Source organism: Streptomyces sp. NPDC048197 (genome assembly GCF_043202395.1).
In the GTDB taxonomy this organism is placed as follows: Bacteria; Actinomycetota; Actinomycetes; order Streptomycetales; family Streptomycetaceae; genus Streptomyces; species Streptomyces siderophoricus.
Genome location: NZ_JBIDAJ010000001.1, coordinates 692761 through 704709, shown reverse-complemented (window position 1 = coordinate 704709; position 11949 = coordinate 692761). Strand labels below are relative to the sequence as shown.

The following is an 11949-nucleotide window of genomic DNA, read 5'->3' as shown; positions in this document are numbered from 1 at the left end:
GTTTCACGGGCGGACCGGGTTTCACAGGCGGACCGTCCTCCACGGGCGGGCCGGGCTTCACGGGCGGGCCGGGCCTCACGGGCGGGCCGGGCCTCACGGGTGGCCCCGGCGGCGGTGGAGCCGTGGACACGGTGCACCAGGTGGTCTTCCGGTGGGACGGCAACCAAGGACGCCAGGGCACCGGCATGAAGGCCGTCGCCCACTCCTGCACGGCCGAGCGCGCCGAGGAACTGGGCCGGGAACTCGGCCCGTTGCTGTGGGTGTCCGGTGCGGCCGCGCCCCGGCCGAGCGTCGTCCGCACGGTCTCCCGCGACGGCGACGTGATGCTCGTCCAGCGCTGGCCCACCACCGACCGGGGCGGCCGCCCCAGCACGGTCAGCCACGTCCTGATCGGCGCGCCGGGCACGTTGAAGACCCGTCAGAGCCTCGGCCTCGCGTACGGCGGCTGGAGCCCCCGGGAGTCCGCCGAACAGGCCACCGGGCAGCTGCGCCCGGTGGCGTGCGAGGAGCTCGACGCGCTGGCCCGCCGGTGGCTGCCGGAGATGGAGGGACGGCTGCCGACGGTCCAGCGCCCGCTGATCCTGATCGCCGCGGAGTGGCTGCGCGACCCGGCCCAGCGGATCTCGCTCCTCATGGAGGAGGAGGAACCACCCGGCCAGCCGGGCCCGGACCCCGCGCCACTGGTCTACCTGGGCCTGTTCCTGCTCTTCGGCTCCTGGCTGGGGCGCGAGTGGACGTTCGCCACGTACGACACGGTCGACAGCCATCCGCTGCGGCTGATGTGCGTACCGCGCTGGGAACCGGACGCGGGCGGGCCGGGCCCGCTGGCCCGGGTCGACGTCCGCACACCGGTCCAGCCGCAGGTCGAGCACAAGGCCGCGAACCGGCTGGTCAAGCACCTCCTGGCACACCCGCCGGGCAGCCCCGGCCTGCCGCAGCTGATCGACGGGCTGCGGAACGGCGCGACGCTGGACTGGCCGCGACGCCAGGCCCTGCTCAAGGATTTCCTCTCCGCCGACCGCCCGCCGGGCCCCCAGCCGGCCGCCGCGGCCCCCCAGCCGGACCCCGTACCGCCGACGGGACCCGCACCCGCGCCCGCGCAGCTACCCGAGCCGACGCTCCTGCCGCCGCCCGTACAGGAGACAGCGCCGGTACGGGAGACGCCACCGGTGCGGGAGATGCCACCGGTGCGGGAAGAGCCGCCGGTCCGGGAGCGGGACACACCACCGCCGGTGCGGAACCTGGCAGCCCCGCCGCCGAGCCGGGAAGCGTCATCCGCGGCCCGGGAGATGCCCCCGGCCCGCGAAACACCGCCGGCCCGGGAGACGCCACCCCCTGCCGCGCCCCAGCCCCAGGCACCCCCCGCGTCTCACGAGCCGCCCACGGTGCACGAGCCGTCGCCCCCCGCCCCCCGGGCGTCCACCACCCCCCAGACACCCGGCGCCCTCGAAGTGGCGTCCGTGCGCGAGCAGTTGCGCAACCCCCTCTCCCGGAACGCCCTGCAGCGCGACCGGCTGAAGGAGCGGCTGCGCGGCCTGCCCGACGAGTCGCTCCTGGAGGTGCTGACTTCCGGTGGCCTGCCGCCGGAGTCGCTGGGGTTGCTGCTGGACGAACTGGGGGACGCCCGGCGGGTGCGGGAGCGCCGGCCGCAGATGCAGCGCGACCTGTGCCGGGAAGTGCTCGACAACGGGCTGTACTTCGAGCCGAACGGGCTGGACCCGGAGTCGGCGTCCCGGACGGCCATGGCGCGCCGGGCGGCCGAGCTCTACCTCTGGGCCGTCGCCCCGCTGACCAGGGACGCACGCTTCCTGCCCGATCTGCGGGAGCTGCTGCACCGCATGTGCCGGGACCGTCATCCCGCGGCGGGCAACTGGCTCTGGGACAGCATCATCGCCCCGGCGAACGGCGTCGCCCCCGACCTGCCGGCCGACCTCTGGCAGCAGATCGTCCGGGACGTGCACCAGAAGAGCCTGGGCCCCGCCACCACCACACCGGCGGCCACCACCCAGCCGTCCGCCCCGGCTCCCGCCACGGCCGCACCGGACCCACCCGCCTTCGGGAGCCGGTTCTCCGAGCTGACGAACAGTCCGGGCTGCGTGGTGGGCACCGGCGTCGGCGTGATCGTGGTCCTCCTGGCGATCGTGCTGATCTTCGCCTGACCGACAACGGCGGGGCCCCGGCCGGTTTCCCGGCCGGGGCCCCGCCGTGTCACGGTCAGTCGCTCATACAGGTGTTGCCGACGGCCGGGTTGACCAGCCCGATGATGTCGATGCTGTTGCCGCACAGATGGATCGGCAGATGGATCGGGATCTGGATGTTGTTGCCCGAGATGACACCTGGTGAATGCAGGGCAGCACCCCCTGCTCCGGAGTCGGCGGCGGCGACACCGGCTCCTCCCAGGACGGCGGCGGCGGTCAGGGCGGTGGCGGCAACTGCGGTACGGATGCGCATGGTTCCTCCTGAAGGTGAGGGCACACTCGCCCGGTAACGTCTCCGCGCCCCGGCCCGGAAAACGCCCATAGCGCAAGGCCGGGAATGAAACCCCCTATACGGGTGGGAGCGTTGCGTATCGCCTTCCGCCGTACACGCCGGCGCGCCACCGTAGCGATAGGGCTCAGCACTTCACTGGTTGCTCACTTCACTGATTGCGCAATTCAGGAACCACGGGCCCGCGCGCCGCGTTGAAGCCGACGGATGCTGCACGCCCGAGAGTTGTGGAGGAGCAGATGAGTGTGGCCCTGACCAAGGGCGGCAATGTGTCGCTCAGCAAACAGGCGCCCGGCCTGACCGCGGTGAGCGTCGGGCTGGGCTGGCAGGTGGGCGCCGGCGGCGGGGTCGGCTTCGACCTGGACGCCAGTGCCCTGCTGTGCGACCGGTCCGGCACGGTCCTCTCCGACGACCACTTCGTCTTCTTCAACAACCTCCGCAGCCCGGACGGATCGGTCCGCCACCTGGGCAGCGAACCGGTCGGCGGCAGCGGCGGGGACGACGAACGGATCCACGTCGACCTGACCACGGTCCCGCCCGAGGTCGAGAAGATCGTCTTCCCGGTCTCGCTCTACGAGGCCGAGCAGCGCGGGCAGAGCTTCGGTCAGGTTCAGCGCGCCCACATCCGGGTGGTCGACGAGACCACCGGCACCGAACTGGCCCGCTACGACCTGCGTGGGGACGCGGCCACCGAGACCGCCATGGTCTTCGGCGAGCTGTACCGGCACGGCGCGGAGTGGAAGTTCCGGGCCGTCGGGCAGGGCTATGCCTCCGGGCTGGCCGGGATCGCACAGGACTTCGGCGTCGACGTCCTCCGGCCCCAGCCGCCGGCCCCGCCGGCCGTCGCTCCCGCGGTGCCGCACGCCTCCACCGCCCCCTCACCCACCGGGAGTTCCCCCATGACCTGCTTCTTCGACCCCGGCCACGGCCCCGGCAGCACGCCCGTCACCTGGTCCCCGCAGTGGGGCGTCCCGCGCCAGATCCAGGCCTGCCCCGGCTGCGCCCAGCGCGTCCGGACCACGCCGCCGCCGTATTACACCGCGCCGCAGGCCGGTTACCCGGATCCGTACGCGCAAGGGACCCCGCAGGGTTACCCGCAGCCCGTGCAGCAGGGCTACCCGCAGCAGCCGGACCACCACCAGCAGGGCGGCGGCCGGCGGTTCGGCACCGGTGCGCTGATCGGCGCCGGCGCGGCCGGACTGGTCGGCGGCGCCCTCCTCAACGAAGCCTTCGACGACGACGAACCGGACGTCGTGGTGAACAACTTCTACGAGGAATAAGCGCAGCAGAGGAACAAGCGCAGAGGCGTGAACGCAGAGGTATGAGCGAAGAAGCGTGAGCGAAGGGGCGGGCACCGGTGTCCCGGGTGCCCGCCCCGTTCCGTGGATGCGGTGGCGACCAGGCGTCAGCCGAGCAGCTTCCGCATCCGGGCGATCTCCGCGTTCTGGGCGGTGATGATGTCACCGGCGAGCTTCTTGGCCGGGCCGTACCCGCCCTGCTTCCGCTCGGTGCCGGCCATCTCGACCGCGCCCTGGTGGTGCTTGACCATCAGCTTCAGGAACTGGGCGTCGAACGCCTTCCCGGTGGCGTTCTTCATCGTCGCCATCTCCTGGGCACTCATCATGCCGGGCATGGCCTTGGCACCCCCGTGGTCCATGCCCGCCATGCCGTCCGTGCCCTCCATGCCGTGCGTCCCGCCGTGCATCTTGGCCATGTCGTGGTCCTGGGGGACCTTCTCGCCCCAGGACTTCAGCCAGCCGGACATGGTCGTGATCTCCGGGTCCTGGGCCTTCTTGATCGTGGCGGCGAGCGCCTTGACGTCCGCCGAGCCGGCCCGGGTCGCGGCCAGGTCGGCCATGGCCACGGCCTGGCGGTGGTGCGGGATCATCTCCTGCGCGAAGGTGACGTCGGCGGCGTTGTGCTTGCCCGCGGACGGGCCCGCCGTCGCGGACGGCTGGCCGCTCGGGGCCGCGTCGTCGGTCCTGCCGCCGTCGCTGCCACAGGCGGACAGGGTGAGGGCCGCCGCGGTCACTGCGGCCGCCGCCAGCGCGGCGCGACGGATCGGAACGGTTCGGGCATTACGGGTCGCGTGCATGACGCAAAACTCCTGTGATCAGTGGATGGAAGGCGTGCTCGTCCGCGGCGCAGACCGGCCATGAGGGCGTACGGCGCTGCGCCGGGCGGGCGCGTCCTATATCCGCAGGACCTGGAGCTGGGCGAGGGAAGGCGGGGCGCGGGCCCCGGTGGTGCCGTCCGCCAACCGGTCCGCGAGCAGCACCACGCGGTCGGAGGTGCCGGTCAGGGCGGCGGGCAGCGCGGGGAGGGCCGGAGCGCCGGGAAGCGCGCCCGAGGCGCACGTCGGGTCGGCGTGGTGGGCGTGCCCCTTGCCTCCGCCGGTGTCGTCAGCGCCGTCGCCGTGGCCCGGGCAGCAGCCGTGCTGTCCGTGGTCGCGGGAAGCGGAGGCGGGGGTGGAGGTGGGCGCCGGGGCCGGTGCCGGGGCGGCCATCGCCGTTGTCGGCCGCATCTGGTGGGCGGTGTGCGCGGGGGACGCGGTGGTCGGCAGCGCACCGGTGTTCGCCAGTCCGTGCATGCCCAGCAGGCCCGCCAGCACGGTGAGGACGAGCAGCGCCTTCAGCCGCAGCCTCGGCTGCGGGGCGGACGCGGGCTCGCGGATGCTCACAAGGCCCATCGTAGGGAAGGCCGTACGGGGGCCCGCGGCGGTACCGCGCGGGCCGACTGTGAGCCGCGTCGCACAGCGGCGCCGTGAAGTCCAGCCTGCCCGTACCGGATTCATCAGGCCTTGTCGGTCATGCGGCGCCCGCGCCCGGGGAATCTGCACGGAAGCGTCACAACCTCTTCGTATCGCGTCCGAGGGGTGCCGTTAGCGTTGCTGGTCGCTCGATCCCGAGTGCGATAGTGAATTGGTCTCCGGCGTCCCTGGCGGCGCGACAGCACAGAAAGCTCGCAGATGGACTACTGCTCCTCGTGCCGCCGGAACCTCAACGGGGCACTCGTGTGCCCGGGTTGTGGTGATTACGCCCCGGACATAGCCCCGCCCGCCCACCGCCAGGCCCGTACGGGTGCCGAGGCGGCCGCGCTGTGGGAGTCCTGGCAGGCGCCGGAAACCCCGGCCGCCCTCTACGAGGACGCCATGACGCCGGCGCGGGCCGAGACGGCTGCCGCGACCGCCCCGGAGGCGGGCCTCGCGGCCTCCGAAGGCACGGACGTCCCGGCCGCCACCGGCACCGGCCAGGGCCGCGCCGCGCGGCGCCGGCAGCTGGCCCGGTGGAAGAAGTACCGCCGCCGGGCCGTGGCCGCGACCGCGTTCGCGCTGGTCGGCGGCACGGTCACCGCGACGCTGCTGCAGAACAACCGGCCCGCCACCGCCCACGCCCAGGCGTCCGCGGCACCGGACCCGGAGACCGTCTCCGCGCCCGGCACCCCGACCGCCTCGGAGGAGCCGGACGGCCGGGCCTCCCGGCACCCCGGCGACCGCGCGCCCCTGGGCCGCCACCGCAAGCCCGACGCCGGCGTCGACCACTCCTCCGCCCCGGCGGCCGCGCAGCAGCCCTCCGCCGCCCCGACACACTCCGCCCCGGCCCCCGGCGCCGCACCGCACACCGCGGCCGCACCGGCCCCGGGCCGGCACGCCGCCCACACCGACACGGCACCCGCGGCCGCCGCGCCGGCCTCCTCCGGGCAGTCCGCCCCGGCCTCGGGCGGCTCCTCGGCGCAGCAGCCCGCCGGCTCCGGCTCCGACTCGGGCTCGTCCTCGACGACCCCGACGCAGCAGCAGCCGTCGACGTCGCCGAGTTCGCCGTCCACCGAGCCGACCTCGCCGTCCCACATCTGCGTCCTCGGCGTCGTCTGCCTCTGACCGGCGGAGCCCTCGTTCAGCAGGCCCCGAGGTCCTGCCAGACGCCCCATTCGCCGGTGGTGCCGGGCTCCTCGCCGGTGGTCCACCACTTGGCCTTCCAGGTGTGGCCCCGGTGGGAGACCTGCTGGCCGCCGGTGTAGACCGCGCCGGCGGACCAGGCCGCGGCGGTGCACTGATGGCCGCTGCCGCCGGTGACGGTCAGGGCGTACGTCGTGGTGTGACTGCCGGTGGTGCCCGTAGCCGTGACCGTGAGGGTGTACGTGCCCGAGGCCGTCGCCGGGGTCGTGGCGAGGGTGAGCGTCGAGGAACCGCCCGCGGTCACCGAGGCGGGGCTGAGCGAGGCGGTGACGCCCGCGGGGGCGCCGCCGACCGTGAGCTTCACCGGCTGCGCGGCGCCCGCGGTCACCGCGGTCCGCACCGTGGTGGTGGCCGTACCGCCCGCGGCGACCGAACCGGCAGCGGGCGCGGCGGTCACCGAGAAGTCGTCGGCCGGGGCGCCCGTACCGCCCGTGAAGGGCGCGAAGACATGGGTGAAGTCCCAGGTGCTCTGCTGGATGCCGGAGCAGTTGTCCGCGGCCTTGCCGCCGGGGCAGCCGCCGTTGTCCCGCTGGAGAGCCCAGAACGACAGGGTGTTGAGGCCCTTGGCGACCGCCCAGTCGTAGACCTGGGGGGCGTTGGCCAGGGTGAACGTCTCGGCCGGGCCGAAGTCGTCGACGCCGGGCATCTCGGTGACGCCGATCATCCCCCACAGCCGGTCGTCCGGCGTGCCCGGGTGGAGCCGGGCCAGCTGGTCGTGCAGGCCCTGGGCGGCGGTCTTGGTGTCCGCCGCCATGTCGTGGGCGGCGTTGTCGTAGTAGTCGAACGTCATGAGGTTGGCGACGTCCACCCGCGTGCCGTTGCTCACCGCGTTCCGCAGCACCGCGAGACCGCTGTCGGCGAGGCCGTGGGTGGTGGTCGGCAGGGTGTAGGAGATCTCCAGGGTGCGCCCGTTGGCCGCCGCCCAGTCCTGGACCAGCTTGAGGGCCTTGTTCCGGCGGTCGATGCCGGCGGCGTTGTCCAGCGAGTCGACCTCGACGTCCATGTCGAGCCGGGCCACGTCGTAGGTGGTGACGACCTTCTCGTAGGCGGCGGCGATCCGGCTCACGTCCGTACAGCTGTCGGCGAGCTCGGTGCCGGTGGTGTCCGCGGCGTAGCCGCCGAACGAGGGGATGGCGTCCCCGCCGCGGGCCTGCAGGGTCTTGATGTCGTCGCCGAACGCGGCCGGGGAGACCGGCTTCCCGGTGTCGCCGTTCCAGTAGGGCGTGCACGAGCCCTTGGCCTCCGTCTGGAGGAAGGCCATGGTCAGGTGCTTCGCGCCCGACGCGGCGGACAGCGCGGCGGGGCTCTCGCCGGTCCACGACTCGAAGTAGGGGGCGAAGACCCGGTGCGGAAGGGGGCTCGCCGCGTGGGCGGTGCCGCCGCCCAGCGCGGTCAGGCCGGCCGCGGTCACCGCGGTGACGGCGGCCGCGAGAGCCGCCCGGAAGGAGCGCATACGTCTCATGTCCGTCCAAGGGGGTGAGGAGGGGGACGCGCCGCCAACTCCCGTTCCCGTCACGGTGGTTGGCATGGGATACGGGATAGCCCGGTGGACGACGGTCCGTCAATGGACTGGACCAAGACAGGAATAGACCAATTCGCGGGCGGCGGTGCTGCGCTCCTGCCCAGCTTTCGGGCGGCGGCCTGGACCACTCGCGCAGCCTGGACGAGGAGGACGACGGCGAGCGGCCCGACGGCGAGGACGGCGCACGAACGGCCGGAGCGGCCCACTGAGCTGACGCGCCACAACTGCCCCTCCGCGCACGGCATTCACGCGAAGGACCCCGTCGAGGCGGGGGCCGTTCGATCGCTCACCCCCGGCTGCCGGAGGTACCGTTCTGGTGTCGAGTCAGAACGGAGTCGCGTATGTCCGAGCACGCCGACATGCACATCGGCGCCCGCGTCCGCACGATCCGGAAGCGCCGTGGACTGACGCAGCGAGAACTTGCAGGTGCCTCCGGGGTGTCCGTATCCCTCATCCGGCAGTTGGAACAGGGCACGGCACCAGGCACACGCATGGAGACTGCCCACAAACTCGCGGCCGCTCTCCGTGTCACCACCACGACACTGCGGGAGCGCGACGATCAGCCCCGAGTCGAACCTGCCGAGCAGTGGCGTTCTCTCCAACTCGCCGTCCAGCTCGGCGCTGGGGACCCCTTGGAACCGCCGACGGTGAAGGGCGTGGAAGCACTGTTGCCCAGCGTGCGCAGTGCGTACTTCACCAACCGTCTCGCCGACCTCTCGGCACTCCTGGCGCCGGCATTGCGCGATGCTGATGCGCTGGGGGACTCGGCCGTTGCCCGCGGGGTCCGTGCCCATCTGCTGCAGATTGCCGGGTCGGTCCTGACGCAGGTGCGCGAATTCGACGCTGCGGAGACCGCACTGCAGCGCGCCTTGGACGACGCGCCTGACCGCTTGCGCGCAGCGGCGGTTGTCACCACCTGGAGTTGGCTTCTCGTCCGCCAAGGCCGACTGCAAGAAGCCCGGGAGCTGGCGACACGTTGGGCCGATGACGTCGAGCCACGCATGTCGAGGGCGACGCCTGAGGAGCTGGCAGCATGGGGTTGGCTTCTGATGCAGGCCTCGGCCGCGAACCTACGAGACAACCGGCGTGGCGAGGCAGCCGACACCATGCGCCTCGCGCAGTCGGTATCCGTCATGCTCGGCCGTGAGCTGCCGCGCGGCACCGAACGGCTCACGACGTGGGGCCCCACCACCGTGCGCTACAAGGCGGCCGAGCGGCACATCGTCCTTGACGAGCCGGACAAGGTCTTGCGCGCGGCGAAGCGGCCCCGCCACACACACGCTCGACAGCGGCCGGCACTGGCGGTGTCGACGGAGTACCACCGACACAGGCTGGACGTGGCGAAGGCGCACACGATGATGAGGCAGTACGGGGAAGCCGTCGACGTACTGGCCGACGTGCACGCGAACGCGCCCGAGTGGCTGGCCAGCCAGCGATACGCCCGGGACATCTTGGGCGACGTGGTACAGAAGCGCCGGACGCTGACCCCGCGGATGCGGGAGTTGGCGGACGCCCTGTCAGTCCCGTTGTAGGCGCTGGCACTTCGGGCACCAGGGCCGAGAAACTACCATTGAGGCGCTGGTCACACGCTTCTACCGTCACAACATGGACACCGAGCGTGAACAACTTGCGGCATCTGCCGTCCTCGGCTGCGATCCGATCGACGTGGAGACGATCAGCGAGACGATCCGGCGGGCGCTGCGCCTCGGCAGTGGGCGGCCGGATCCTGCCGAGCTGGCAGCGGCCCAGGAGGAGTTAAAGGGACACCTCGCCCTCCTCATCCCCCTCGCCCGACGGGAGGCCCGCCGTCTCCGCCGTCGCGGGGACGAGACCCAGGCGCGTGAGCTCGCGGCCCGCCTCGACGGTACGGAGCACCGGGCCGCACAGGAGCTCCGGCCCGACGTGCTCGCCGCACACGTACAGATCGGGCACCTCACGCGGGACTGCCAGTACCTGCTGGCCACGCACACCGCGGCGGACTGGCGATGACTCCGGCCCCGCTGGCGTTCGTCTACGACCGGTGCACGAGCCGCGGCCTGCGCGCCCGGAGCGAGCTGGACATGCGGCTGACGGGTTGCCACGCCTACGCGGACCGCATGGGGTGGGTGCTGGCCGGGCACTGGCTCGACCTCGGCGACCACTCGATGGGCACCCACCGCCCCCAGCTCGGCATCCTGCTGGACGCGATGCGGGCGGAGGCGGGCCGCCGGGATGTGCTGTGCCTGATCCACACCTGGGGCCGGCTGGCGACCGATGACACCCACCGGCAGGTGCTCCAGCGGCGCATCGTTGAGGCCGGCGGCTGGACGATCACCAGCTTCGGTGAGACCGACCGGCACGGTGCCCGCGCCGCACCGGTGGTAAGGCGGCTGTGACGGCACGTGTCCGGGCGGGCCGGACGGGGTCAGGTGGCCGACCGCGTCCGGGACTTGAGGACCTGGGTGCCGATGGCGAGGGTCACGGCGAGGAGCAGGACGTAGAAGACGCCTATCTTGCGCAGGTCGTCGAGGAAGAACCAGATGGCGGTCAGGGCGGTGAACCAGAAGGCCACCAGCGCGAATCCGCCGGAGCGTTCGTCCCGGTAGCCGGCGGCGAGGCACAGCGCGGCGACGACCGCGAGGAGCAGGGCGATGACGACGTAGTGGGTGTCCCAGTCCAGATAGCCACGGGCCAGCTCGGACCATACGGCCACGGCCTCGGCGACCGGTCCCCACACCACCGCGCAGGCGAGCCGCGCCGACCAGAGCAGCAGCACCGCACCGGCGACCGCGGCGAGCAGCGCGACCCGGGAGAACTGTCCGACCTCGATCACCTGCGAACGGGAGATGACCAGCGCCAGCACACAGCCGAGCAGCGCCACCGCGCCCTCGGCGGTGGGCCGGAAGACCACCCGGCCGGGCAACCACCGGCGCTGCGGCCGCGCGGCGCGCTCCGGGGCGGGCTCCCCTGCGGGTTCCGGCACGGCGGCCGGGCCCGAGGCGGCCGGATCCTGCGACGGGGCCGGCCCGGCCGGGGCCGCCGCCCGCGGATCGAGCGCGGTGGGGGTCGGGACGGCGGCGGGTGCGGCCGCGGGGACGGCCGCGGGTATGCGTGCGGCAGCCGGTACCGGCTCGGGAGCAGGGGCGGCGGCCGCGGTGAGGGCGGCGCGCATCGCGGCGGCGCTCGGGTACCGGCCGTCGCGGTCCTTGTGCAGCGCCCGGACGATCACCGCGTCGAGGGCGGGCGGCAGTTCCGGCCGGAGCCGGGACGGCGGGACCGGGTCGGCCGCCAGGTGCTGGTGCATGACGGAGAACGGTGAGTCCCCGGTGTACGGCGGGCGGCCGGTCAGCAGTTCGTGGAGCAGACAGGCCACCGCGTAGAGGTCGGTGCGGTGGTCGGTCTCGGCACCGTTGATCTGTTCCGGCGCGAGGTAGGCGGGCGTGCCGACCGCCACCCCCGTACCGGTCAGCCGGGTGGCCACCTCGCTGAGCGCCTTGGCGATGCCGAAGTCGACGACCTTCGCGGTGCCGGCGTCGGTGAGCATCACATTGGCGGGCTTGATGTCGCGGTGGACGATGGCGTGCCGGTGGCTGTGGTCGAGGGCGTCCAGCACCTGGCAGGTGAGGTCGACGGCCTGCGGCAGGGGCAGCGGGCCGGCGTCGAGGACCCGGCTCAGGGTGCGGCCCTCGACGTACTCCATCACCAGGTAGGGCTCGGTGGACCCGTCGGCGGGGTCCTCACCGACGTCGTGCACGGTGGCCACGCCGGGGTGGTTGAGCGCGGCCGCGGCCCGCGCCTCGCGCTGGAACCGGCTGAGGAATTCGGGCTGCCGGGCCAGCTCGGCGGAGAGCATCTTGACCGCGACGGTGCGGCGCAGCCGGTGGTCGACGGCCCGGTGGACGGTCCCCATCCCGCCCTGCCCGAGCTGTTCCACCAGCTCGTAACGCTGCCCCAACATCCTGCGCTCCACCGGGTTCCTCCACGGACCGTCACCGTTTGCACCACG

At 73.2% G+C, this 11949-nt stretch carries 11 protein-coding genes; 6 read left to right on the top strand and 5 right to left on the bottom strand.

Features of this window, described 5'->3' with window-relative positions; translation table 11 throughout:
- Nucleotides 1-122 precede the first annotated feature (122 nt).
- Complete coding sequence (locus ACGF4C_RS03170) at nt 123-2159, top strand: hypothetical protein (RefSeq protein ID WP_393562774.1); 2037 nt, start codon at nt 123-125, stop codon at nt 2157-2159.
- 55 nt (nt 2160-2214) lie between these two features.
- Here ACGF4C_RS03170 and ACGF4C_RS03165 read toward each other — a convergent pair whose 3' ends face one another.
- Nucleotides 2215-2451, bottom strand: coding sequence for a chaplin (locus ACGF4C_RS03165; RefSeq protein ID WP_393562772.1), 237 nt, complete (start codon nt 2449-2451; stop codon nt 2215-2217).
- Between the two features lie 275 nt (nt 2452-2726).
- Between ACGF4C_RS03165 and ACGF4C_RS03160 the strand changes: the two genes are divergently transcribed.
- Nucleotides 2727-3767: a TerD family protein gene (locus ACGF4C_RS03160; protein ID WP_393562771.1), complete on the top strand. Its 1041-nt coding sequence runs from the start codon at nt 2727-2729 to the stop codon at nt 3765-3767.
- A 125-nt stretch (nt 3768-3892) separates the two neighbouring features.
- Here ACGF4C_RS03160 and ACGF4C_RS03155 read toward each other — a convergent pair whose 3' ends face one another.
- Nucleotides 3893-4582 carry a DUF305 domain-containing protein gene (locus ACGF4C_RS03155; protein ID WP_393562769.1) on the bottom strand — a complete coding sequence of 230 codons (690 nt, stop codon included), beginning with the start codon at nt 4580-4582 and terminating at the stop codon, nt 3893-3895.
- Between the two features lie 96 nt (nt 4583-4678).
- Nucleotides 4679-5167, bottom strand: a complete 489-nt coding sequence (locus ACGF4C_RS03150; RefSeq protein WP_393562768.1) for a DUF6153 family protein — start codon at nt 5165-5167, stop codon at nt 4679-4681.
- Nucleotides 5168-5455: 288 nt separating this feature from the next.
- Here ACGF4C_RS03150 and ACGF4C_RS03145 point away from each other — a divergent pair, with 288 nt between their 5' ends.
- Entirely contained in the window at nt 5456-6364 is a 909-nt protein-coding gene (locus tag ACGF4C_RS03145; protein WP_393562766.1) for a hypothetical protein, read from the top strand.
- A gap of 16 nt (nt 6365-6380) precedes the next feature.
- Here ACGF4C_RS03145 and ACGF4C_RS03140 read toward each other — a convergent pair whose 3' ends face one another.
- Nucleotides 6381-7904: a chitinase gene (locus ACGF4C_RS03140; protein ID WP_393562765.1), complete on the bottom strand. Its 1524-nt coding sequence runs from the start codon at nt 7902-7904 to the stop codon at nt 6381-6383.
- Nucleotides 7905-8305: 401 nt separating this feature from the next.
- Between ACGF4C_RS03140 and ACGF4C_RS03135 the strand changes: the two genes are divergently transcribed.
- The 3 genes from ACGF4C_RS03135 (at nt 8306) to ACGF4C_RS03125 (ending at nt 10339) form a co-directional block, all read left to right on the top strand.
- Entirely contained in the window at nt 8306-9496 is a 1191-nt protein-coding gene (locus tag ACGF4C_RS03135; RefSeq protein ID WP_393562764.1) for a helix-turn-helix domain-containing protein, read from the top strand.
- A gap of 73 nt (nt 9497-9569) precedes the next feature.
- Nucleotides 9570-9953 (top strand): DUF6415 family natural product biosynthesis protein, encoded by a 384-nt coding sequence (locus ACGF4C_RS03130; protein ID WP_393562762.1) that lies wholly within the window; start codon nt 9570-9572, stop codon nt 9951-9953.
- Nucleotides 9950-10339: a hypothetical protein gene (locus tag ACGF4C_RS03125; RefSeq protein ID WP_393562760.1), complete on the top strand. Its 390-nt coding sequence runs from the start codon at nt 9950-9952 to the stop codon at nt 10337-10339. The genes ACGF4C_RS03130 and ACGF4C_RS03125 overlap by 4 nt, the downstream gene beginning before the upstream one ends.
- A gap of 29 nt (nt 10340-10368) precedes the next feature.
- Here the strand turns inward: ACGF4C_RS03125 and ACGF4C_RS03120 are convergent, their stop codons facing one another.
- Nucleotides 10369-11913 (bottom strand): protein kinase, encoded by a 1545-nt coding sequence (locus ACGF4C_RS03120; protein ID WP_393562759.1) that lies wholly within the window; start codon nt 11911-11913, stop codon nt 10369-10371.
- Nucleotides 11914-11949: the final 36 nt, after the last annotated feature.